18 protein-coding genes and 2 pseudogenes are annotated in these 24,036 nt (G+C 64.3%); 11 read left to right on the top strand and 9 right to left on the bottom strand.

The annotated features are described in order from the left end of the window. Nucleotides 1-8: 8 nt before the first annotated feature. Nucleotides 9-920 carry an alpha/beta hydrolase gene (locus AB0B25_RS28060; protein WP_357185571.1) on the bottom strand — a complete coding sequence of 304 codons (912 nt, stop codon included), beginning with the start codon at nt 918-920 and terminating at the stop codon, nt 9-11. 628 nt (nt 921-1,548) lie between these two features. Further along, nucleotides 1,549-2,394: an LLM class F420-dependent oxidoreductase gene (locus AB0B25_RS28055; protein ID WP_357185555.1), complete on the bottom strand. Its 846-nt coding sequence runs from the start codon at nt 2,392-2,394 to the stop codon at nt 1,549-1,551. Nucleotides 2,395-2,888: 494 nt separating this feature from the next. Here AB0B25_RS28055 and AB0B25_RS28050 point away from each other — a divergent pair, with 494 nt between their 5' ends. After that, on the top strand, nt 2,889-4,517 hold the full coding sequence (locus tag AB0B25_RS28050; protein ID WP_357185552.1) for a GMC family oxidoreductase N-terminal domain-containing protein: 1,629 nt from the start codon (nt 2,889-2,891) through the stop codon (nt 4,515-4,517). A gap of 110 nt (nt 4,518-4,627) precedes the next feature. Here the strand turns inward: AB0B25_RS28050 and AB0B25_RS28045 are convergent, their stop codons facing one another. The 3 genes from AB0B25_RS28045 to AB0B25_RS28035 form a co-directional block, all read right to left on the bottom strand. Next, complete coding sequence (locus AB0B25_RS28045) at nt 4,628-5,326, bottom strand: helix-turn-helix domain-containing protein (protein WP_357185549.1); 699 nt, start codon at nt 5,324-5,326, stop codon at nt 4,628-4,630. Between the two features lie 433 nt (nt 5,327-5,759). Then, on the bottom strand, nt 5,760-9,287 hold the full coding sequence (gene car, locus AB0B25_RS28040; protein ID WP_357185568.1) for a carboxylic acid reductase: 3,528 nt from the start codon (nt 9,285-9,287) through the stop codon (nt 5,760-5,762). A gap of 287 nt (nt 9,288-9,574) precedes the next feature. Continuing rightward, a complete protein-coding gene (locus tag AB0B25_RS28035; protein ID WP_357185546.1) occupies nt 9,575-9,769 on the bottom strand; it encodes a hypothetical protein in 195 nt (64 codons plus the stop codon). Between the two features lie 432 nt (nt 9,770-10,201). Between AB0B25_RS28035 and AB0B25_RS28030 the strand changes: the two genes are divergently transcribed. Next, nucleotides 10,202-10,621, top strand: a complete 420-nt coding sequence (locus tag AB0B25_RS28030) for a hypothetical protein (RefSeq protein ID WP_357185544.1) — start codon at nt 10,202-10,204, stop codon at nt 10,619-10,621. Between the two features lie 245 nt (nt 10,622-10,866). After that, complete coding sequence (locus tag AB0B25_RS28025) at nt 10,867-11,991, top strand: helix-turn-helix domain-containing protein (protein ID WP_357185541.1); 1,125 nt, start codon at nt 10,867-10,869, stop codon at nt 11,989-11,991. 197 nt (nt 11,992-12,188) lie between these two features. Here the strand turns inward: AB0B25_RS28025 and AB0B25_RS28020 are convergent, their stop codons facing one another. Beyond that, nucleotides 12,189-12,596: a hypothetical protein gene (locus AB0B25_RS28020; RefSeq protein WP_357185539.1), complete on the bottom strand. Its 408-nt coding sequence runs from the start codon at nt 12,594-12,596 to the stop codon at nt 12,189-12,191. Between the two features lie 452 nt (nt 12,597-13,048). Here AB0B25_RS28020 and AB0B25_RS28015 point away from each other — a divergent pair, with 452 nt between their 5' ends. The 5 genes and pseudogenes from AB0B25_RS28015 to AB0B25_RS27995 all read left to right on the top strand — a co-directional run. Beyond that, nucleotides 13,049-14,566, top strand: coding sequence for a GAF domain-containing protein (locus AB0B25_RS28015; protein WP_357185536.1), 1,518 nt, complete (start codon nt 13,049-13,051; stop codon nt 14,564-14,566). A gap of 209 nt (nt 14,567-14,775) precedes the next feature. Continuing rightward, nucleotides 14,776-15,645 (top strand): sugar ABC transporter permease, encoded by an 870-nt coding sequence (locus AB0B25_RS28010; RefSeq protein ID WP_357185565.1) that lies wholly within the window; start codon nt 14,776-14,778, stop codon nt 15,643-15,645. Then, nucleotides 15,635-16,468, top strand: a complete 834-nt coding sequence (locus tag AB0B25_RS28005) for a carbohydrate ABC transporter permease (protein WP_357185533.1) — start codon at nt 15,635-15,637, stop codon at nt 16,466-16,468. Before AB0B25_RS28010 ends, AB0B25_RS28005 begins: the two co-directional genes overlap by 11 nt. Continuing rightward, nucleotides 16,465-17,739 (top strand): sugar ABC transporter substrate-binding protein, encoded by a 1,275-nt coding sequence (locus AB0B25_RS28000; protein WP_357185530.1) that lies wholly within the window; start codon nt 16,465-16,467, stop codon nt 17,737-17,739. Before AB0B25_RS28005 ends, AB0B25_RS28000 begins: the two co-directional genes overlap by 4 nt. Nucleotides 17,740-17,905: 166 nt before the next feature. Beyond that, nucleotides 17,906-18,127, top strand: a pseudogene (locus AB0B25_RS27995) (Tn3 family transposase); the annotation flags it as partial. A gap of 522 nt (nt 18,128-18,649) precedes the next feature. Here the strand turns inward: AB0B25_RS27995 and AB0B25_RS27990 are convergent. Both AB0B25_RS27990 and AB0B25_RS27985 read right to left on the bottom strand, forming a co-directional pair. Then, nucleotides 18,650-19,819 (bottom strand): Fic family protein, encoded by a 1,170-nt coding sequence (locus tag AB0B25_RS27990; protein ID WP_357185527.1) that lies wholly within the window; start codon nt 19,817-19,819, stop codon nt 18,650-18,652. Nucleotides 19,820-20,084: 265 nt separating this feature from the next. Continuing rightward, nucleotides 20,085-20,672, bottom strand: a complete 588-nt coding sequence (locus AB0B25_RS27985; protein ID WP_357185524.1) for a recombinase family protein — start codon at nt 20,670-20,672, stop codon at nt 20,085-20,087. Nucleotides 20,673-20,995: 323 nt separating this feature from the next. Here AB0B25_RS27985 and AB0B25_RS27980 point away from each other — a divergent pair, with 323 nt between their 5' ends. Then, a complete protein-coding gene (locus AB0B25_RS27980) occupies nt 20,996-21,307 on the top strand; it encodes an AAA family ATPase (protein WP_357185562.1) in 312 nt (103 codons plus the stop codon). 197 nt (nt 21,308-21,504) lie between these two features. On the opposite strand, the gene AB0B25_RS27975 is transcribed toward AB0B25_RS27980, so the two are convergent. Then, a complete protein-coding gene (locus tag AB0B25_RS27975; RefSeq protein ID WP_357185521.1) occupies nt 21,505-22,989 on the bottom strand; it encodes an FAD-dependent oxidoreductase in 1,485 nt (494 codons plus the stop codon). Nucleotides 22,990-23,106: 117 nt separating this feature from the next. On the opposite strand from AB0B25_RS27975, the gene AB0B25_RS27970 reads away from it, so the two are divergent. Together AB0B25_RS27970 and AB0B25_RS27965 are read left to right on the top strand one after the other, a co-directional pair. Next, nucleotides 23,107-23,478: an anti-sigma factor antagonist gene (locus AB0B25_RS27970; protein ID WP_357185518.1), complete on the top strand. Its 372-nt coding sequence runs from the start codon at nt 23,107-23,109 to the stop codon at nt 23,476-23,478. Between the two features lie 310 nt (nt 23,479-23,788). Then, nucleotides 23,789-24,022, top strand: a pseudogene (locus AB0B25_RS27965) (recombinase family protein); the annotation flags it as partial. Nucleotides 24,023-24,036 lie beyond the last annotated feature (14 nt).

Below are 24,036 nucleotides of genomic sequence, written 5' to 3'. Positions count from 1 at the left end.
ATTCGGCGCTACATCATCTGGCGGAACAAGCACGTCGAGGACCAACGGCTACACGAAATCGTCAACAGGGCAAACGTAGCCTGATGCGGCACTAGCTGCGCCGCCGGGATCTGCTCCGCGAGGGCTTCACCGTGGGCTTGGGGGAACAGCGGGTCATCGCTGCCGTGCAAGATCAAGGTCGCAGCGGTGGTGCAGGACAAGGAGGCCCGCCGGTCGTTGTCCCAGCGCCGTCCGGCGAGATCGTGATTCGAGGCGGCAGCGATGTCGTTGGCCCGGGCGTGGCAGTGTTCGACGAACCGCCGCGCGGCGGGCTCGTCGAAGGGCAGAACATCGCCGTTGAGCACTCGCCAGGTCTGTACGTCGGCGTCTATGTGCTGCTGGGCCGTCGTGCGGGGTGCCTTCGTCGCGTCCATCAGGTGGTTGAGGAACCGTGCTGTCGGGGGCGGGAGTTCGTTAGCTGCGACCGGCTGATCTGCCATTGCTCTTGCCCACGCCGGGCCGGGGTTGTTCCCCATCGGAGAGGAGGCCATCGCCGTCAGCGTGCGAACACGGGCCGCCTGATGCACGGCGAGCCACTGCCCGATCGCCGCGCCCAGTGATATCCCGACGATGTGCGCGGCCGCGACGCCGTGACCGTCCAGAACGGCGGCCGCGTCGGCTGCCATGTCGGCGAGCGCGTACGGATGCGTTGTGAAATCGACGGAGTCGGAACGGCCGGTGTCACGGTGATCGAATCGGATCACCTGCCGGCCGCTGTTCACGAGAGCTTCCACAAGCTCATCGGGCCAGCCGATGCCCTGAGTAGAGGTACCCATGACCAATAGAACGGTGGGATCACCAGGGCGACCGAAACGCTCAGTCCACAATCGAACTTGCCCGGAACCAACGAACTTCTCCTCACCAATGAGCTTGCCCGACACCGTAGCGGTCACCGAATAGGCCGAAAGCTGTTACCTGTTGTAGTTGAAAACGGTGCTCATGAGATAATGAAGTGGGGTTGGGGAACATTTTCGCGAGATCCGGCGCTACTGAGCTGATTCGGCGATGACGATCGGCGGCTGATCGCGGACCGCCGCCGTGACTAGGGGTTCCGGACTGGCGCTGAAACAGCGAATATGACGTAATCCCTTGGTTGGCAGGGGATTATGGGTCGTGTCGGAGGCATCTATGCTGAAGCGCTCATGTCGGCTCGAACACGGCTGAAAGGTATTCGATGACGAAACCTGGCTCGAAATTCTGGGTCTCCACTATCGGGCTCATCGCGGCACCACTGGTGGTGACCGCACCCGCCGTGGCGGAGGGGTTGCCACTGACCCCGGCGGTGACCGACTCGGCAACCGCGGTTGATGCACCACCACCGTGCATCAATTACCCCGGCAACATTCCCTGCAACCTGTCCACATTTTCGAGCTCGATAGGTGTAGACCGCTAACTGGACGTCCGAAGCGAAGGCTCCCGCCGCTATCCCAACGAGCGGCGGGCCGCCGACTCCGCTGCCGATCTCGCAGCGGCTCCATCCGCGGCGCCGAGAGCATCCAGAGGACGCCGTCACGCCGGACGGTCGTGCAGTTCCGCCATGGTCGCCTCGATGTGATCGAGCTTCCGCTCGACGACGCTGCGTCGGCCGGACGGGATCCAGAACAACACGCGGTCGACGCCGGCGTTCTCGTAGGCCGACAGGACGTCGACGTCGCCGGAAGGAGCACCCATCACCACCACCTCGATCGGGCGATCAGCCCGCTCGCGCAACTCGACGATCCGCTCGATGATTCCGGGCCCGTGGTTGGGCATCCAGCCGTCGCCGTACTCGAGCACGCGATGCAGAACCGTCGGCCCGGCGCCACCGACGAGGATCGGCGGGTGCGGCCGCTGCATCGGCTTCGGGTCGCTCCAGATCCGGTCGAAAGAGACGAACTCGCCATGGAAGGACGCTTCATGCTGCGTCCATATCGCCTTCATAGCCAGCACGTACTCACGTAACCGCCGCATCCGTGTGCGGGGGTCGATGCCGTGGTCGGCCATTTCCTCGCGGTTCCAGCCGGCGCCGACACCGAAGTCGAAGCGCCCACCGGACAGATGGTCGAGCGACGCGACCTCCTTGGCGGTCGTGATCGGGTCACGCTGCGCAACGAGCGCTACCCCGGTTCCGACCCGTAGTGCCGACGTGACGCTCAACGCGTAGGCGGACGCCACGAAAGGGTCGTACGTTCGCGCATATTTCCGCGGGAGTGGTGGCGCTCCCGCGATATCGCCCCACGGCGTCTCACGCGACGCCGGGATGTGCGTATGCTCCGCCCACATCAGCCAGCGATGGCCACGCTCTTCGACAAGACGCGCCAGAGCCGCGGGCCCCAGTGCGTCATGGGTGGGGAAATAAGCGACCCCGGCATCCATCTCGTGGACGCTACTCCCCCGCTGATAGCCACCACAACCAGCCGCGCGCACCAACCATGTTCCGACGGCCCGATGGTGGGCCCATCGTGTGGAGCCCGATCATCGGGCCTCGTCGTCAGCAACAGGTCCCTGCATCGCCCGACAGGCGGAATCCAGACAACTCGGAATCCAGACAAACTCGGCGTGGTCGACGATGCCGATAATCGGCGGACGGTCGGGTGGCCCAACTACTCGCGGGTCAACTGTCCTGGAATGTCCAGTCAGCGGACAACGCATTGCCCGATAGCGGACCTGCTTCCTAATGTCGGGAGATATGACCGCACCATCCGCATTCGGCGTCCTGTTGTAGGTCGAGGGGCACCAACTCCTCATCGCGGGCAGCTGTCTGGCCAATGACGGCCCGTGCGCACGCGACATCGATGCCGGTGCCGCACTCTCACAACTGATTCCGCTCGAACAACGGTCCAACCCAACGCATCGGAATGAGAACACCCATGAACACAATCTCCAACGACCCGTCGGTCCATGACCCGGACTTCGCCGAGCGCGTCGAGCGCAATCAGCGGAAGCTCGCTTCCGAGTTGAAGCCGCAATATGACTACATTGTCTGCGGATCCGGCTCTTCGGGGTCGGTCGTCGCCCGACGTCTCGCCGAAGACGTCGGCGTCAGCGTACTGCTCCTGGAGGCGGGCGGCAGCGATGACATACCCAGCGTCATGCGGGCGGAACAATGGCCGCTGAACCTCGGCGGGGAACAGGACTGGGGTTTTACGGCACAGCCCACCCCACACGTCAATGGCCGATCGATCCCATTGTCGATGGGCAAGGTATTGGGCGGTGGATCGAGCATCAACGTCATGATGTGGGCACGCGGGCACAAGAACGATTGGGACTTCTTCGCTGCCGAAGCCGACGACAAGGGTTGGAGCTATGAGTCGGTGCTGAACATCTACCGTCGCATCGAGGACTGGCATGGCGCGCCCGACCCCGATTTCCGGGGAACCGGGGGGCCGGTCTTCGTCGAGCAGGCCCCTGATCCCATTCCCCTCGCACCTGCCACGCTCGACGCCGCCAATTCTGTCGGGATTCCGACTTTCGAGAATCAGAACGGGCGGATGATGGAGGGCGCCGGCGGCGTAGCCATCGCGGATATGCGAATCCGCAACGGATATCGCCAATCGGTATTCCGTTCTTATGTTTTCCCTTATTTGGATCGACCCAACTTGACGGTGCTCACCGGAGCGTTGGTAACCCGGGTGACGTTCGATCGCAACGTGGCCACCGGCGTAAATTTCTTCTACAACGGGACGATGCACCACGCCGCGGTCGGTTCCGAGGTGGTCCTCTCGTTGGGTGCGATCCATACACCCAAGGTGCTGCTGCAGTCCGGCGTCGGCGACAACGCCGAGTTGCAGCGCTTCGGCATCCCCGTGGTGCAGCATCTTCCAGGGGTCGGTCGAAACCTGCAAGACCACCCCGCTTTCGGCTGCATCTGGGAGTATCAGCATCCGCTGCCACCGCGAAACAGCGGATCCGAGGCAACCTATTTCTGGAAGAGCGACCCGGGTCTCGACACACCGGACTTGCAGACCTGCCAGGGTGAATTCCCGATATACAGTGCCGAGACCGGCGCCCGATTCGATGTACCCGAGGCCGGCTGGACATTGTTCGGCGGCGTTGTTCGACCCAAAAGTCGCGGCCATGTCCGTTTGACCGGCCCAGACCCCACCGACCCGGTAGAAATCGACACCAACTTGTTGTCACACCCCGATGACCTCGCGGCCGCGACAGCCTGCGTCGAACTATGCCGCGAGATCGGCAACTCCGCGCCGCTCAGCCCCTTCGTGAAGCGCGAAGTCATGCCCGGCAATGTGCAGGGCGCCGAACTGGTGCGCTTCGTGCGCGATGCCGCTTCGAGTTACTGGCATTTGACGTGCAGCGCCAAGATGGGTTATGACGCCATGTCGGTGGTCGATGGTGTGCTGAAAGTTCATGGGATAGAACGCCTACGGATTGCGGACGCCTCGATCATGCCCCGCGTCACCACCGGAAACACTATGGCGCCCTGCGTCATCATCGGTGAACGCGCCGCAGATCTCCTCAAGTCCGACGACACACTCTGACATCCGGACAGCGGCAATGACGCGTGATGAGCGCGGCGCACTGACTGTTCGTCCGTACCGACCGAGTCGCACCAGTGGTGCGGCTCGGTCGCTGACGATTCACTGTCCGCTCACTGGACTTCGGGTGGAACCTCGCGGGCGGTCGGCACCTGCAGACGAGCGCTGATCCGGGCCCCGGTGGCGCGGGTCGCGCCCAGCAGCCCGACCGGGGGTCGACTGCCTGGAACGAGTGTGGTCACCGCCGCCACCTCACCACCGAGCAGAGGAACCGTCACCGTGACGCAGCTGAGATCTGGCCGCACGGCCCCGGCATCCACAATCGGTCCAGGATGCTCTAATTCGAGATGTGCGCGGGCCGGGGCGGACCCCGGCGGCACCGCATACCCTGGTTCGAGGTTTGCGATCGGCAGCGGGACGCGAGCATCCAACGTGTCCAGAAACACAAGTTCATGGCCGATCCTGGCGCTCAGACCCACACCGGCGCCGGTGGCGGCGGCGAGTTCAGCCATCGGTCGCCGAGCGACGACGCGCAGCCGATGCTCAGGCGTAACCCGAGAACCCAGTCCCAACAAAGTAGCCCCGAGCCGGTACAGGGTGCCGTCGCGTCGCACGGCGTCCACCTCGATCAGCTGTTTGAGCAATCGGTGCACCGTCGGGTGTGGGATGCCGGTTGCCTCCGCCAGGTCGACCAACCGCGCCGGTTCCAATACGCCTACGTACTCCAACAGATCGAATGCGGTGCCGATGATGCTGCGACCGTCATTCTGCGTGCGAGGTGCAATATCTTCTACGTCCAGATCACGAGCCATAGCGTCCAACCGCTTCACCAGCATCGTCGGCACAGCTGACAAACCGACCTCGGAAATTGTCACCGTACGTCGAGAGGGCGAGGTCGTCTTTCTTCTGCGCATTCATTACACAGCACAAACGTGCGTCGGACGCGACTTGTTCCCCTCGGCGCCGTGGTGACGTGGTGAGAACATACCTGTAATCGGGCTGTATGGCGCGGTGCGCCACCGAGCCCAGCACATATGCCGCCGCGTCGGTCGACTGCCCTGATTCCGCGTTACCAAGTTTGCCCGGATTATCCATTCGCAGTGCGAGCAACTGGATAAGGATCCGCCCCGAAGCGGTTGGTGGATCAGATCGTCGGCGCCGGATGTACGCGGCGGCGTGCCGGCTGCCCGGAGCAACCGGCACGCCCAGCCGCCGATGGCGGCTGGTGGTAGGCGTCGTTTCAACTCACAGCAATCCCAGCAACTGCAGGTTGCTGATGTACTTCAGGATGATCGCCGCCGAGACGTGCGGGATATCTTTGTCCGGGCCGATTTTCGCGGCCTGCACCGCGGAGTGGAACCGCTTCGTCGACGCGATGGACCCGCGGATCGGCTTCTGGGGTCGTTGATAACTCTGTAACAGGGGTAGGAGCGAATATTGTCTCTGCTGTTCCGGCAGGGATCGCATAGTCATCTCGAACCTTCGCAACCAGGCGTAGTAGTCGGAAATCCGCTCGATCGAGTTGCCGCCTTCCATCAGCCAGTCGACGTATTCGTCGAGCCCGATGCCGTCGTCGTATGGGTTCATCACGTGGAAGGTCTCGAACTCGTCCACCACCCCGCCGAGGGTGGAGATCGCTTCGGCGATGAAGTCCACGGGCAGGCCGTCATAGTGCGCGCGTTGACGGTTGCCGTCCGCGTCGAGCTCATAGAACGAACCGGGTGCGATGCCGGTGGCAACCAGGCTCAACATCAGCCGGGTGAACATGTCCGGCACGTTGAGTTGGCCCTGGTACTTGGTATCCACCAGGATCATGTCGCAGCGGAAGACCGAGGCCGGCAGACCGCACAGGTCGTGGGCCTCCCGCAGCAGCACTTCGCCCGCCCACTTGCTGTTCCCGTAACCGTTGGCATAGTTGTCGTTGATCGCGCGCGTCGGGCTGATCACACGAACGTCAGCGTCCTCGACAAATGCCGAGGGCGCGATCTGATCGCCCACCCCGATCGTCGATACGTAGATGAACGGCTTCAGCTTCGTGGTGAGCGCAACCCGCACCAACTCGGCGGTGCCCACGACATTGGGGCCGAATAGCTGGCTATAGGGCAGGACATGGTTGACCAGCGCCGCAGGGTCGACGATCAGATCGACCGTGTCGGCCAATCGCTGCCAAGTCTGCGGATTCAGGCCGAGATTCGCCGCACCCTTGTCGCCGGCAACGACCTCCAGGTGGTCGGCGGCCATTTCCCGATAGTGCCGCAGCAACTCCGGATCGCCGCTGTCGAAGGCCTCGTCGAGGCGTTCACGCGCCGCCGCATCATCCTTGGCTCGCACCAGGCAGATCAGCTTGCCACCGACAAAGGACAGCCGTTCGAGCCACTCCAGCGCCAGGTGCCGCCCGAGGAAACCGGTCGCGCCGGTCAACAGGACCGTCCGCACCGGGCCGGTCGAACGCGGCAGCGTCGCAGCGGCGGCCAGCGTTTTCGCGTCGATGAACTTGTCAAGGGTCAGGTCGCTGGCGTACACCTCGGTGGCATCCCGCCCATGGACCGTCGCGAAGGTCGGTTGTTTGGTGCCGGAGGACCGCTCGGCCTCGATGTAGTCGGCGAGGGCTCGAAGGTCGCTGGCCGGACTCACGATGACGTCGACCGGTACATCGATGTCGAAGATCTCGTGTAGGAGGTTGGCGAACGTCAGCGCGGACAGCGAGTCGCCACCCAGGTCGGTGAAGTGCGCATCGGGGCGCAGATCGCCGGCCGCCGCACCCAGCAATGCGCCTGCGGCGCGGCTGACGGCCTCCAGCACCGGAAGGTTCAGGCCGCCCTGGCGCAACATGCGCAGTTCGTTGGACTGGGCGTCGGCCAGCTCGGCGTAGAGCTGCTCGAGACGGTCGCCGTAGCGGTCTTTGAGTGTCGGCCGTGCCAGCTTGCGAACGCCGGTCAGCAGACCGTTCTCCGGCGTGAACGGCGTCGTCTCGATAATGAAGGCGCGCGGGATCTCATAGGACTGCAGCCCGGCTGATTTCCCGACATCCTGCAGGGACTTGCTGATCAGCGGCTCGAGCGACGCGAGGTCGCCGCCGCTGCGCGACAACGCGTCTTCGGTGGGCACGACAACCGCGAGCAGGTAAGCACGTGCGCTGTTGCCGTAGACGTAGATCTGCTCCACCAACGGACTGTCGACGAACACCGCCTCCAACCTCGACACGGTGACGAACTCGCCCTGCGAGAGTTTGAGCACGTTGTTGCGGCGGTCGAGGTACACCAGATGGTCGGGACCGACTTCGGCCATGATGTCTCCGGTCCGGTAGTAGCCGTCTGGATCGAATACCTCGGCGGTAACGTCCGGCCGCTTGTAGTAGCCGGAGAAAATGTCGTCCGATTTGACCAAGAGCTCGCCGCGCGGATACGGCCGGTCGGTGCGGAAATAGCCTAGATCGGGCACATCGGCCAACTTGTAGTCGACCACCGGTGGGCGTCGTGTCCGGCCGTCGACAAAGACGACCCCAGCCTCGGTAGAGCCGTAGCCGTCCACTAGATGCAGGTCCAGATACGACTCGACGAACGTTTGCAGTTCGGCCGAGGTCGGCGCGGAACCGGTGAACGCCGAGACGAACCGTCCACCGAGCAGGTTCTGGCGCTGTTCGGCCATGACCTCCGCCGCGAGCGCCGCTCGATCGGCGCCGTCGGACAATCGTCGGTCCAACTCGCTCTGGAATTCTTGGAACAGCATGTCCCAGATCCGCGGGACGAACGCCAACTGGGTGGGCCGCACCAACGCAAGGTCTTCCAAGAGCGTCGACAGATCGCTCTTGGCCACGAAATAGGTTGTGCCGCCGAGGCCGAACGTCCCATACAGGATGCCGCGGCCCATCATGTGGCTCATCGGCATGAAGCTGAGAGTGATCCACGGCTCTGCGCCGTAAACGCCCAACGCCGAAATGAGTGTCCCGCGCCAGAAGTTGGCGACCAGATGTTCCGGGTACACCGCGCCTTTGGGTGCGCCGGTGCTGCCGGAGGTGTAGATCAGCAACATCGGAGGATCGTCCCGCTCGGTGCTGAACGGCACGGCGGGGAGCGACTTCCCCTGCTCGAGCACATCGGCAAGCGTTTCCACCCTCACCCGGCTGCCGGCTCGCGCCAACTGTGTCCTGGCCGCCGCCAACGCCTCGCGGTGATCGTCCACCTCGGCGTGGTAGTCGAACACGATCAGCCGCTCGACCGTGTGTCCAGTCAACACGAGTTCGACGGCCTCGGCGAGGTAGTCGACGCTCGCAGCGAGCACCTTCGGCTCGGTCTCCGCGACGATGGGCCGCAATCGGGCGGGAGACCCGCTGTTCTGTAGCGGAACAGCCACCGCGCCGAGACGGATCAATGCCACATCGACGGTTGCGTAATCGACGCTGGCGAAACCGAGGACGCAGACCCGATCGCCGTGCCGCACCGAATGCGCTGGATCGCCCGCCAAGGCGGCGGCAATCGCACCGGCGCGGTCGCCCAGTTCGCGGTAGGTAATGGTGTCGAACCGGGGCAACAACTCCAGTGCGGTCCGACCGGTCTGCGGGTCGTCGACGAATCGCCTCGCACGCTGTCCGACGGCGGGACGGTCGCCGTAACCCTCGAGGACGGTTTGCACGATCTCCGCCAGCCCTACCCCGGGGCGCCCGATCGCCTCGGTGATCGCCTCGTCGGGTCGGGCGGCTGCGAACTGTCTGTCGGTGGCGTACAAATCGGCGACGCGGCGTGCGAGCCGCTCTTCACGAATATCAGTAGACACTGGTAGGTCCTCCTCGTCCGGGCAATCGCGGATAAATTGAGGGTTGTCGTTCCACCCGACAAATACGACGTTAGAAGAACTAATATTATTTCCGGTGCGCAGCGGCCGGGTCTGGGCTCGGGCTGCGAAGGGGCGGTTCCGGGAGGGTGGGCGTCCGTCATCGCGGAGAAACGGTGAGAAAACGGACAGAACACCTCCGATGACAACTCGAAATCGACAATTCGGAATTCTCGGAAATTCCGGTCGACCCGACGCCTGCTCACATGAGCGGCGGATAATTGGATATTTCATCGGACGTATTGCCGGCCGGCGATGTCGTCGTCCCGCGACGGCACCGCGCTGTCGTCGATGCGGTGTCCGCCCGGGTCGCCGTCAGCGAACACCAGCACGGGATCGGCATCGACACGCGGCGGCCACACCCGTGTGATCGGGTGCGCAAGCGCCGCCTCGATGGCCCAGTTCGGCGCAGATCGCCGTGCCACTGGTCGAACACTGGCAGTATGCGGGCTGCCCGCTTCGAAGAATGACATTGGGAAGAACAGCCTCGTGGGCTCCGGAGGATCAGCTGTCGGAACCCTGACCGGTCCGTGTCCGCCGGCCGGGATCTGCAGAACGTCGAACAACCATCGGTTGCCCTCTCAGCACCCGTGCCTGGACCTGCAAGGACGAACCGTCTGCCCATATCGACGGGGTAGGCGACCGGCCAGTTCTGGGAACTGCGTTGCGGTGATCAGCCGAGTGGCTGACGTACGGTTACCGGGCTGCATGTCGGATTCCTTTGCTGTGCAAACGGAACGACTCGCGCACGGGACCATGCCTCTGAGCGCCGACTGCGGCGGACGATTCCGCGCGGCGAGATGTCACGCGGCCACAAGCGGACGTCGGTCGTGTTGCAGACCGTTGGAACGAGGGAAATGATTGCAGCCGCGATACTTGTGTGGGGCTTGGTTGCGGGCCTGTTCCACTCGGTCGCCATGGTGGTCCTGTACGGAAATCCGCGGGTGGCGCGGATTCATGCGGCACACGACAAGCCGACCGCTGCCCCGCGGAGCGAGCGATCCGGACGTCACAATTTCACCATTCAATTTCTAGGCACCCAAATCGAGGTGTATGTCATGACGATCGGATACGTCTGGCTACATCCCCTACTGCCATTGAACGGACTGCTCGGAGCAATCCTACTGGCAGTGCTCTTCGCGGTATTGCGGGTGTGCGGCCCGGTCTGGGCTCTCTGGATGCAGCGCACGTACTCCTACCGCTACCTTCTGGTGGAGATAGTCGGTGGGGTTCTCGGCAGCATTGTTGTTGCGCTGACCCTTTATGTCCTGATGTGACGAACACCGGGGGCTATGCATTCGCACAGCCTCGGACCAATTCGCGGCAGCGCACATGCGGGCCTCGGCGGGACGTGCAAACACTGACCATGAGCGGCCAGTGCATGGTCCGCGAGCCTACGTGCTCGCCTCGTTGCGGTTGGCGATCAGCGCTGGCAGGCTGATTGTTTGTGGACCAAGCGCCGGATTTGCCGGCCGCAGGCGATTCGCTCGGTCGACGGTTGGACCGCCGAGAAGATCTTCGGATGCTGGCACTGAGCAACCTCGAGCGGCTGGACGAGGAGGTCGACTCGTTGGTCGCGCGCTTGCGTGATCAGATGCCCGAGTACACGACTGTTCCGACTGCGGAAGTTCGGACCTACACCGCGGCGATCCTCCGGTCCGCCCTCGAGCAATTGACCGTGACGGCCACCGCTCCAGATGCCGGTCGCATCGGGGCGTTGGCGGAGCTCGCACGGCGGCGCGTGGCACAGGGCTTCCCGCTCGAAGCGCTCACCCGAAGCATCCAGCTCATCGCACGGTTCGTGTTGGCCGCCTTCGATGAGGAAGCCGCGAAGCGCGGAATTCCGCCCCAGGTCGTTTTGGAAGCTCACGACATGGCATGGCAATTCGCCACCGACGCCGCCGGAGTGATCGATCAAGTTCGGCACGAGATGGCTGTCGAGGCCGTGCTGCGAGAAACGCAGCAGCGAGCCGACTTCCTCCATGCACTGCTGCATGGACAACTGTCGGCTGTACGCGTGGCTGTCGAAGCCCGCACATTTGGTTTGGACCCGTCTGCGAAGTATCAACCCTTGTGCGCTAGGCCGGCCACCGAGCGTGACCGTGCCGCCCTGACCGCGGTGGTACTCCGCACCAGCGCAACACCAGAACACCAGCCGGTTCTCGCCGTCGTCGACGGGAACCTGGTGGCCGTGGTACCGAGACGCCCAGTGGTCGGGGATCAATGGTTGGTCGCCGTCGCGGAGCCAACTGTGCTCACCGACCTCGCTTCGTCTTTCGACGAGGCGGTGTCGACCCTGGAAGTCGCACAGACCTTCGGACTGACCGGTGTGGTCACCATCGCAGACCTGGGACCACTCCCCCTGGCCATGCTGGGAGCCGACACAATCGCCCAGCTCGAACGCCATCACCTACACACACTCGACGACGGTCAACCCGGTCGCCAGGACGTGGAGAACACCGTGTGGAAATTCCTCGAGCATGATCGAAACCTGGACCAGACCGCGCTCGAGCTGCATGTCCATCGCAACACCGTGCGGTATCGGCTCACCCGCTTCCACGAGTTGACCGACCTCGACCTGCGCCACACCCGCGACGTCGTACTGGCATGGTGGCTGCTCGCCCACCGCCGTGTCCGCAGGTCGTGACGGTTTTGGCCGATCGCGCCGAACAGACACCTCCACATGCTGTCCCGCCGGACATGGCCCGGTGACGTCCCATCCACGAGCATGGCGACATGCGTGCCCGATTTCGATCCGACATCAAGGCCGGCCTATCCCAGCTGAAGCGTGCTATCAGCGGCGACGGCACGGTCCGGGCGGGGCAATGTGGACAGACTTTCGCATCAGGTGGGTGGACCGCCGCAACGACCGGCAACGAGATGCGCGAACGTGTGACGTTGTCGAGCCGCATTCATGGCGAGTTGGTCGCCGAGTATGTCAATGCTCTGCAGGTCAAAAAGCGCATCATTACCAGCCCCAACTCCGCTGAATTCGCGGCAAGAATCGTCGACGGAACCAACCGCCACCGGTGGATGTTGAGTTGGTTGCCCGATGTGGTGCTCACCCATGACCAAGCGCTCCGTGCGATGGTCATCGACGAGATTCTCCTCGCGCACGACTTCGACAGCGCCACCATGCTGCAGATTATGAGCGACCTCGCGGCCGATCTCCCGATGCCGTTGCACCAGATCCTCGCCCGTCTGTCTGCCGGCAAGAAGAATGCCGAACGATACGGAATCGTAGATTGGCAACGTAGGGTCGATAACTATCGGAGCACAAGCCCAACCGGCATCACCACCGCTGCAGCCGCCGCACGTCGTCGTAGCGCTCGAGCTGCGCGGCGGCATAGCGAAGCCTACGCGTGGGCCCGACAACTCGGGAACCGACCCGACTGTGTCAACGCCGCTCGCTCCGCATAGCGCCGAGGTGCGCCGAGATCATTGACCAGGGGTAGCCCGGTGAGGTCGCACTCATCCCAACCCGCTGTTCGATTTCGGCCAGGGTGGATACTGAGATGATGCCGGCAAGTTTGGCGCGGCTTCGGCACAGGACATGGATGCGCGGTCGGCCTCGGGGTAGCACCGCTTACCGGGCTCTACGGAGGTTGCGACTGCGGTGGCTGTGGCCGGTGGTACAGCGGCCACACCGCGACCGCCGGGCGGCGGCAGCAAACACGCAACCGCCGCGCACAAGCCTGCTGTCGGTGTTGCTGCGTCCGACGGCGCCGGCGCTGGCATTGGGGATCGTGGTCGCCACGGTGGCCATTGCGCTCGAGACGCTCGTGGTGGTGCTGGTGCGGCAGCAGTCACCGGGTGAGACGATCGAACCGATCTACCTGTTGGGCATCATCGTGATCTCCACTATGTGGGGGTTGGGACTCGCGGTGGCCACATCCCTTGCCAGCACCGTCCTGTTGACCTACGTGTATCACCGACCGGGCGAGCACTTCGTGCCGTTCGACCTCCAAAACGGCGTGATTGTCGTCATTTTCCTGGTGGTGGCGTTGAGCACGAACATTGTCGCCGGATCCGCCCGAGCGCGTGAGATCGAAGCCGAGGGCACGGCGGCCAAGCTGAAGGAGAGCAGCGACCGACTCAGGGCACTCGCCGAGCAGCAAGCGGCGCTGCGTCGGGTGGCCATGCTGGTGGCACGCGGCGTGCCGTCCTCTGAGGTCTTCTCGACAGTGGCGCAGGAGTTGGCCCGCGCGGTCGGCGCCGCCAACGCGGCGCTGTGGCGGTACGAATCCGACGGCACGGCCACCCTCATCTCGGCTCACGACGATCCGTTGCAACGGACCGCGATGCCAGTCGGTTCACGCTGGCCGCTGCATGGCGCGAACATCGTCGCCATGATTCGCGCCGATGGCCGTCCAGCCAGGATGGATACCCATGACAACGCGCCCGGGTGGGCCGCCGCGCACATTCGCGAACTCGGCCTCTGCGCCGGAGTGGGCGCCCCCATTGCCGTCGAGGGCAGTCTGTGGGGCGCCGCCGTCGTTGCCTCCGCTCAGCCCCGACCGTTAGCGCCCGATACCGAGGCGCGTGTCACCGACTTCGCCGATCTCGTCGCGACGGCGATCGCGAACGCCGAATCGCGCGCGGAGCTGACCGCGTCACGCGCCAGGATCGTGGCGTCCGCCGACGACGCGCGCCGACGCCTCGAACGTGATCTGCATGACGGAGCTCAACAACGTCTGGTCACGCTCGGATTGGAGCTGCGCTCCGTGCAAGCGTCGGTGCCGTCCGACCTCGGTGAACTCCGCGAACAGATCGACCACATCGTGACGGGCCTGGCCGCGGCCTCGGAGAGCCTGCAAGAACTTTCGCGAGGAATTCACCCCGCGATTTTGTCGAGAGGCGGACTCGCCCCGGCGCTGAGGACGTTGGCACGCCGCTGCCCGGTTCCGGTCAACCTTCGTACTGCTGTCGAGCACCGATTGCCCGACTCGGTCGAGGTCGCCGCCTACTACGCAGTGGCCGAAGCACTGACCAACGCCGCCAAATACGCCCACGCCTCGGAAATAACGGTCACTGCGGTAACGGAAGGCGCCAATTTCTCACTGTCTGTTCACGACAACGGCGTCGGCGGAGCTGATTCCCGCAAAGGTTCCGGGCTCATCGGCCTCAAAGACCGTGTCGCAGCTCTCGGCGGTCACATGCAGATTGCCAGCCCCCAGGGAAGCGGCACGTCGCTGCACATCACCATCCCGGTGGCGCGTTGACCGCTCGCGGGTTCCGGCACGGTCCGATCTCGTCGGTGCACCACCATGTCGTCTTGTCAACGGATCTCGACGGCATACTGTTGCGGTGGAATACACCGATCGTCTGGCACTGTCGTGCGGACCACCGTCATGATCGCAATCGGCTCGATAATGCGTCGTTTCGGAGTAGGTCGTCGGCTCGACGGGTACGTCGGGGGACCCCGCTCGTGATTCGCCGGACCACGGTTCGTCGAGTTGCTACCAGTTATGCGCTGCTACTGCCGAGTCTGATCGGGGTCGGCTGTTTTCTGCTGCTGCCGATTGTGGCCGTGCTGTGGTTGAGCGTGCACAGCTGGAACCTGTTGGGCCCCATCGATTTCGTCGGGTTGCGCAATTGGCGCGCCGTGCTGGGTGATCCGCAGTTCGGTCATTCGCTACTGGTGACGATCACGCTCACCGCGATCGTGGTACCGATACAGACAGTGCTGGGTTTTCTGGTCGCCACACTTCTCGCGCGGCCGATGCGCGGTGGCACCACACTGCGGGTGCTCTACGCACTGCCATGGGTGTGCGCGCCGTTGGCGGTCGGCGTGGTGTGGCAGTGGATCTTCGCGCCGACTGGTGGAGCGTTGAACGCCGTACTCGGGCAGCGGATCGAATGGCTCACCGATCCTGGACTCGCGCAGCCCGCGGTCGCGGTGGTGAGCGTGTGGTCGAACGTGGGTTATGTGGCGCTGTTCTTCGTCGCGGGAATCCGCGCCATACCGCAGGAGATCCTGGATGCGGGCGAACTCGACGGCGCCACCGGTTGGCAGCGTACCCGTTGGCTGGTGCTGCCGTTGCTGCGACCGACGATGCTGTTCGTGCTGGCCACCGGGGTGCTCACCACCTTTCAGACCTTCGACACGGTGTATGCCTTGACCAAGGGCGGGCCCGACCATCGCACGGATGTGGTTGCCATGCGGATGTATTCCGAGGCGTTCGATGCCGCGCGTCCCGGCCGTGCCGCGGTGATGGCACTTGCCGTGTTCGCCGTGGTGTTCGTGATCACGGTGGCGCAGCATCGGTACTTCCGTAATAGGACGAGTTATGAATTCTGACTCGCGGCGCATCACTCTGCGGGCGGCTACCGCGTATCTGATCCTGATCGCGGGCGCATTACTGACCGCGGCACCGCTGGTACTCAGCGCGCTCACCGCGGTGAAGTCTCCGGAGCAATTCGCGTCGGGCTCGGCGTTGGCATTGCCCGCCCCGGCGTCGGCGACCAATTTCCACGTCGCGGTGGATGCCGGCATCGGGCGGGCCATCCTGGTCACTGCCTTGATGACGGTGTTCATCACGTGCGGTCAGCTGATCACCTCGGTGCTGGCCGCGTACGCATTCGCGCGCACCGAATTTCCGGGGCGGGATCTGCTGTTCTGGGTCTATCTCGGCACGATGATGGTGCCGACTGTGGTCACGCTGATCCCGTTGTATCTGATGTTCGCCCGGTTGGGCTGGTTGAACACTTTCTGGGCTTTGGTGCTGCCGTTCGTCTTCGGTTCGCCCTACGCGATCTTTCTGCTGCGGCAATACTTTCGAGCTGTTCCGGCGGAACTCGTCTCCGCCGCGAGGGTTGATGGCGCGAACACCCTGGACATCATCTTTCACGTGATGGTGCCGATGAGCCGGCCCGTGCTCGCCACCCTGACGCTGATCACGATCGTCTCGCAGTGGAACAGCTTCATGTGGCCGCTCGTGGCCACCAGTGGGCGGACCTGGCAGGTACTCACGGTGGCAACGGCGAACTTGCAGACCCAATACAACGCCCAGTGGACAACGGTGATGGCGACAACGACGCTCGCGATCGCACCGCTGATCGTGCTGTTCATCGTCTTCCAGCGCCAAGTCCTGCGCTCCATCGCGTGGACGGGGCTCAAATGAGGGATTCGACCCGTGCCGCGCTGGTCATGATCTCGGCCGCGGTGCTGCTGGTCGCGGCGGCGCTGTGGTTGGGCCACGACAGTGACGGATCGGCGCACACCGTCGTGCGGTTGCGGATCTGGGACCAGAGCTTCGCGCCCACCTATCGGGCCTCGCTCGATGCGTTCCAGGCAACGAATCCGGACATCGACGTGCGGATCACGGTGGTGCCCTTCGCTGCCTATCCGCAAAAGCTGCGTCTGGACGTGGCAGGTGGCACCGCGGACGACCTGTTCTGGACCACGTTGTACGAGGACTATGCCGACAACGGACACCTCCTCGACATCGGTCGGGAATTAGGGCCCGATGCCGCCCGCGGCTGGGATCCGTTCGCGGTCGCCCAGTTCACCCGCAACGATCGGCTCTGGGTGGTGCCGCAATTCGTGGACGGCGGCAGTGCGGTGTTCTACAACCGCGACCTGCTGACCAAAGCCGGCATCGATACCGCGGAACTCGGCACGGTGCACTGGAGCGCTGACCCCGGTAGCGACACTTTCCGCCCGCTGCTGCAGAAGTTGGCGGCGGTAACCTCGTGGCCGTACAACGCGGCCAACGACTTCCAATCGATCGTCCTGCCGTATGTGGGTTCCGCGGGTGGCGAGTTCCAACAGGACGACCGATTTGTTTTCGACGGCCCGGCCGGCCGCACGGCATTCAATTACCTGGTCGGCCTGGTCGCAGACCGGCTCGCGCCTTCGGCCGCCGACACCACCAACAACAGCGACCTTGCCAGAAACGCTTTTCTGCAAGGAAAACTGGCACTGTTGCAGTCCGGCACCTTCAACCTCGGACAGATCGAGCACGACGCGAAGTTCCCCTGGGGCGTGGCGCTCATTCCCGAAGGTCCGGCTGGACGAGTCAGCGCCAACAACGCGGTCGGCGTCGCGGGTAACGCCGCCACCCAGCATCCCGACGCGGTCCGCCGCGTGCTGGCTTGGTTGGGCAGCGCGGAGGGCAATCGATACCTCGCGGCCGACGGCACGAGCATCCCGGCCGTCGTTTCCGAACAGCAGCGATACCGCGACTATTGGGCCCGTCGTGGCATCGACGTGTCCGCTTTCTTCGACGTGCTTCGCGGACGACAGCTCAGGCCCGGTGGAGGGGCCGGACTTCCGGCCGCGCTGTTGGCGATCGATCCGATCTTCGACGAAATGTTTCTCGGCAGGATCCCGGTGCCGGTCGCATTGGACCGTGCGCGCGCCGCGGCGGACGAGGCCATCGGTTCGCGATGACTCGGCGAAGGGGTGACCAGACCGGAGCGTCGCTACTGCACTCCCACCAGCAGCTGCGCAAGGGCCTATCGGGGGTTCCGGTACTAACCGCCGAAATCCAGCGAAGTTCGGGATGTGCTCTGGTGGAGGGTGATTCGCCGGTTTCGGGTGCGGCATGGGTGGTTGGCCCTGCAGTGCATGGGAAGCCGTCTACATCATCGATGGGTTGCTGCGCAACGACTCCGAGATGCAACCGGACACCATCTACCCCGACATGCAAGGCCAGTCGCTGCCGGTATTCGGGCTCGCGGCGCTGGTGGGGTTCGAGTTGTTGCTGCGCCGGCTGGGCAACCACTCGCACAAGAACCGCCTCTACCGGGCATTCCGTGAACTGGGGCGCCTCATCCGCGCGATCACGAGGAAGCGCCCGCGACCCGGCTGGATCTGGAACCGCGAGTGCTGTTCACGCGCGTACCCGACCGGACGTGATGGCGGCTTCGGTCTCGGCCCGGATCCGGGCGATCACTCGCAGGAGCCGACTCTACGGCTCAGTGTGAAGCGTTTCGAGACGTGGAACGGTGTCGGGGCTTTCCAACAACCGAACGGTCAAGGGCGGTAGTGGGCTGAGGTTCATTGGCAGTCGAGGGCCCGGCGTTGTCGGTAACCGCCCCTCCCGAAGTAGGACCGGATTACGCCAGAAAAGCCTCGTCACACCGCAAACCGCTTGCGGCCTGTCGCCATCTCCGGCCGCGTGGCCGATCGCCACCTCGAGACGCTCACTGATCATCTTCGAGTTCTCCCACCACAACCCCGACGACCCGGGTTCGACTTCGGCGACATGGAAGTCGCCTGGCGTCGAGTCGTGCCGGACCTGTTGAGCTGAGGCAGCTTTCGGCCGCAGTCTATCGATCGAAACCGTACATGTTGTTCTTCACGCACCATTGCCCCGCAATCGGGCCAGCATGGTTTTGTAAGCAGCGCTGTCGTGTTGGTCACCAGGAGTGAATGGAGCAGGCTCGCCACCGAGTTCCAGGTACCGTTCTCGTTCCTGCTCCAAGCCGAATACTTCCACGGGATCCGCCGAGTTACCCAACCGTTCGATCCGATCTGCGCGTTCGCTGTAGGCGTCGCTACCTGCTCGGACATTGTCCGCCCACTCCGCAAGGGGCATGGTCAGGTCGCGGTCGAAATCCGCCACTGCGCTGGGCGGCATCCCGTCCCGTTCGAGAGACCAGTTCATCAGAAGCCGGGAAGTACGCCCGTTGTAGCCCTGGTCCCACGGGTGAATGGCGACGAACTCGCGTTGGAGTTCAGCAGCCAGTTGATACGGATCGTGTCCGGGTTGCCTCCTAGCAGTGTTGTACCAGTCGCACAGCGACTGTAGTTCGTCCCCGACGGCTTCTCTGGTGGGAAAGCTCTGGTACTTGATGATGCCGTAGTCGAGCGGACCGGTCGGCGGGGGTAACCAGGTGAGACGGGGATTGGCCTCTACGACGGCTATTTCCCTGTCGGACAACGGGTACTCCATCACGCCCCAGCGCTTGCCCTCTGGCCTGGTGAACACGCCGCCGGCTTCCGGCATGGTGAACTGTGACAATCTGCGGTGCAGATCGACGATGAACGGCACTGTCAGCTCCTGGTCGCCGTGTCGGCGGGCGGCGACCCTGGCATTCAGATAACTGGCCCACTCTCGCTCGCCGAACAGCAGTTCCGGCCGAGGTTGCCGGGCGACCAGGGCTACATGCAGAAAATTATCTTCGATCAAGAGGCTGGCTTCCTGGGCGCGTTCCGCCGAGGTTCGGATGCCCAGCATGGCTGATCTGCGCGCGATCATCTCCTGGACGCCGAGGTCTTCGGGTTCGTCCGCAAATCCACTCCCAGGCAGGTTCGGACCACCCGGACCACCCGGACCACCCGCGGCAGCGATGTGGCGTGTGGAGTCCTTGTCAGTCCGTACCACCGCCCCGCGGACATCCCTGGAGGCCTGGCCGGCATCGAGAGCGTGACGAGACCCCTTGTCGGCGTTGGAAAGTACTTTCGCCGCACCCTCGGCCCTACGAGCGAAGGACCTGATGCCGTGCTCGGCATCAGCCCGTGCCATCATCGTAATTTCGCCGCTCAAGCCTCTGGCAAATCGGGCATAGGCCTGCGCAATCTCTTCGGATCTGATCAGCAGAACAACGCCCTCGGCTCGATCAGCGCAGCTTTCTCGTCTTCTCCCAGCACCGTCACCAGCGTCCGTGCGGCCATATGATCCGCGGGCCTCAGCCGTGCCCGGGCTGCGGCGGAGTCGAGCCCAAAGTCCCCATCAGAGGAATCTTGTCCTTGCATATCTGTCTGTGCGGGGGTTGCGGTTCGTGGCGGTGTCACACCGGCTGATCGGCGTGGTCGCGTTGGAGAGTGCGGTAGATGGTGGGCCGGGAGACACCGAACAGTTCGGCGAGGTCGGCGATGGTGTGCTCGCCGGTGGCGTGCCTGCGCCGCAGCTCGGTGCGCTGTTTGGCCGAGAGCTTGGGTTGGCGGCCGCGGAGGCGGCCTTTGGCGCGGGCGATGGCCATGCCCTCACTGGTGCGCATCCGCAGCAGGTCGACTTCGAACTCGGCGAAGGTGGCCAGGATGTTGAAGAACATCTTGCCCATCGGATCTTGCGGGTCGTAGACCTGCCCGCCGAGCGACAGCTTGATATCGCGAGCGGCCAGGTCGTCACCGATCGCGCGCGCATCCGGTATCGAGCGGGCGAGCCGGTCGAGCTTCGGCACCACGAGGGTGTCACCGGCGCGGACCGCCGCGAGAGCCTGATCCAGGCCGGGGCGCTGACGTTTGGTGCCGGTCAGGCCGTGGTCGAGATAGATGCGTTGTGTGGTCACGCCGAGCTCACGCAGCCGGTCGCGTTGGGCGGTGAGATCCTGGGCGTCGGTGGAGCAACGGGCGTAGCCGATCAACGTGCCGGACATGACCGAAATTGTAACGGATAGCATCCCCTCATCGAGAATCTTTCCGTACGGCCTATATGAGACAGAAATGGTCCTTGTGGCGGCCTGTGGTGACAGGCTCGGGCGGCATCTCCACCTTCGAGGTCCTGGAGCTCGACGACGAGAGGGCAACGCCGTCGTCGAGTCTGCGCTCCTCCACAGTCCCGGCCGATACCCGTTCAGCGTTCCTGCCGACTCGCTCGTGCCCGCACCGGAGGAGCAGCACGGATCTGCGGGTCTTCTCGTTCTTCACCTTCGGCAGTTCCCTGTTTCTGTGCAGAGCATGAGGGAAGGTAGTTCGGGTGATGGATACGGCGAAACCTCCGCGGCCGCTGGTCTTTCCGGCTGACGCGATCCAGGCATCGCAGACGGTCGCGGCGATTGCGGCCGTCGGCGTGACCGTGGTGTGCGGGTTTCCCGCCGCAGGCAAGACCACGGTCACACGGTTCCTGTCGGAATTGATCGACTCGGTGGTGTTGGACAAGGACACCTTCGCGCCGCAACTGGAGGAAGCGGTGATGTCGGAACTGACGGGCGACCCGCACGATCGTGACAGCGACTGCTACCGCCGTGTCGTATCCCCCACCTGTACGCCGCTCTGGTCGGCCAAGCGGTAACCGCCGCGCAGCGTTGCCCGGTCGTGCTCGACGCCCCGTTCCTCGGCTACATCCAGACTGCCGCCGCGCGCGGACTGTCCTCGGCCGAGTACATCTAGACAATCGCTCCTGGGGTGGGCACCGGCCGCTACTCGCGCTCCGTCATCCAGGTCCGGGCGAGGAATGACGGAGCCAATCCGACGCTTGCTACAAGCAGTTTATGAGTGATCCCGTGGGGTGAGGGGCCGCGTGGCAGGCCCTTCGAGCACACTGCCGTCGGCGGCGAATCGAGATCCGTGTAGTGGACAGTCCCACGTCTTCTCGGCGTCGTTCCACCCGACGACACCGTAGAGATGCGGACATATTGCCGACACGGTGGTTGTTTTGCCCTCGACCGTGCAGGTCCCCACCGACTGGAGGCCGACGTGTCGCACCTGCCCCAAACCCTCGACCGGTGCACGGGTGTCGTCACCGTGTAGTCCTGCGCGCAGCCAGCCGCCCGCCAATGCAAGGCCCACGCCACCGTTGGTTCTCGCGGCCGTCACCAGGCCGGCGAGTTCGCGGGGCCGCCACGCTTGCAAGACACCAGCCCAATCCATGGGCCGGCCGAACACCCGACCGGAGATCGCCAGCGCCGCGGCGACCGCATTGGCCATCCCCCACTTCGAATAGCCGGTAGCGACGAGGATGCGGTCGCTTCCGGGAAGCAGGGGCCCGACGTAGGGCAGTGCGTCGATCGGTGAATAGTCCTGAGCGGACCACTGATGGGTCAGTTCGACTCCGGGCCAGTATGTTCTAGTCCAATCGATCAGATCGTCGACCTTCGACTGCGGCGAGGATTCCCGTCCGACAACGTGCCCGTTGCCACCGACCAGAAGCAGTCGGCCCTGCGTAGTAGGCGCGTACCGCAACGACCTCGTCGGCTTGTCAGCGGACAAATACATTCCATGTGGAATCGGTTCAGGCACTTCGAAGGCAAGCGCATACGAGCGTCCCGGTTCCAACCGAGCGAAGAATCCACCGCGGTCGAGAATCGGCGTGCCGGTCGCCAGCACGACCGTTCCTGCCCGGACCGGGCCGTGCTCGGTCTCGACGACCCCACCTTTCACCCCGGTGACCCTCGTGTTCTCGAAGATCACCGCGCCGTGTCGCACCGCCTCCGTGGCGAGCCCGCGCAGCACCGCGATCGGGTCGAACTGCGCCTGGTCATCGACGCGCACCGACCCATACGTCGGAAACGGCAGCTCTACCTCGTCCGCCCAGTGCGCACCGATCCCGGCAGCACGGCAGGCTGCGAGTTCGGCCTCGACCCGCGCGGTGCCGGATCGCGTCTGAGCGTAGGTAAACGCCGATTCGCGTTGGGTGGCGATGTTGTAGTCCGCGCAGAATCGCAGCAACCACTGCTGCCCTTCGATATTGGCCGCGACGTAGGCGCGCAGCGTCGCCTCGGAATGCTTCGACGCGATGCTCGACAGGTGAGTTCCCTGCAGCAAGCTGAGTTTCGCGGTCGTGTTACCCGTCGCCACAGCACCCAAGCTGCGCGCCTCGACAACCGCCACCGACGCGCCACCACGAGCAAGCAGCACCGCGGTGGCTACACCGGTCAGACCACCACCGACGATCACATGGTCGAATCGTGAACCGGGCACCAGCGGCGGATACCCCGCTTCTGGCGGGGCTTGGTCCAACCAGAAGGAAGTCACACCACCCGGATGCCCTCGCACGCCACCACGAAACTTCGGCGCTCCTGGCTGGCCGGGGGCGGCGGGTCTCGGCGAGGTCGGCTCTGCGCGCGGTCACCGAGGGCTAAGGTCTGCAAGGTGACTGATGACGACGATGCGTCGGCGGTTTCCCGACTGGAGGTCGAGCATCGGATGGCCGGCGAGGTCGCGGTCGTGGCGGTGAGCGGGACGGTCGACCACTCGACTGCCTCCCAGTTGATGCAGGCGGTGCGCGTGGGGTTGGACCACACACGCGGCGGGTTCTGCGTCCTGGATCTGACCGCCGTGCAACTCCTGGGCGGCTACGGCCTCAGCGCCCTACTCAAAGCCACCAGAGCTTCCGAGGACCGCCGACAGCCGCTGCGTATCGCCGTCGACTCCAACCAGCCGGTGATTCGTCCGATCGAGATCACCGGGCTGGAGGAGTTCCTTGCGCTCTACCACAGCGTCGAGGAGGCGCTCGACGCTTGAACCCCGGTATCTCCGGCCACCGGCCAGGCCACGGAGGGGGGAACCGCCGCGCCGACTGGATAGACGGCCGAGTGCGGGTGGTGACGGGCCCGCGACCGATCATCAATGCGAAACCGATCCCGCTGCACCGGAGCCCGGCGCCGCTCGCCGAGCACAACGAAAGATCTCTGGTGTGGTGTCTCACCAACGATCGTCACGAGACACATCGGACCGTTGCGGATTCCCGCAGGTCGAATGAACCCGAATCTGTAACAGTTGCCGTGTACGCGCCGACGTCAACCTGTCGGGGGTTCGCATTACGTTGCGCGACATGCGAATCGGCTACGGCGGGGTCTCCACCCGCGACCAGCACCCCGAGGACCAGCACGACGCGCTCACCGCCCGCCGGTGCGAGGGGATCTTCATCCACAAGGCCTCCGGCAAGCTCGCCTCCCGCCCCGAACTGACCAAGGCGCTGCTCGTCGCGAACCGGCCCAAGGACCAACGGGTCGTGACAAAGCTCGACCGGCTCGGCCGCTCCCCCGGAACACCTCATCGAACTCTCGAAGACCTTGCACA

The organism is Nocardia sp. NPDC049190, assembly GCF_040648115.1.
Lineage (GTDB): Bacteria > Actinomycetota > Actinomycetes > Mycobacteriales > Mycobacteriaceae > Nocardia.
The sequence above is the reverse complement of the archived record's forward strand: the minus strand, read 5'-3'. Positions and strand labels throughout refer to the sequence as shown.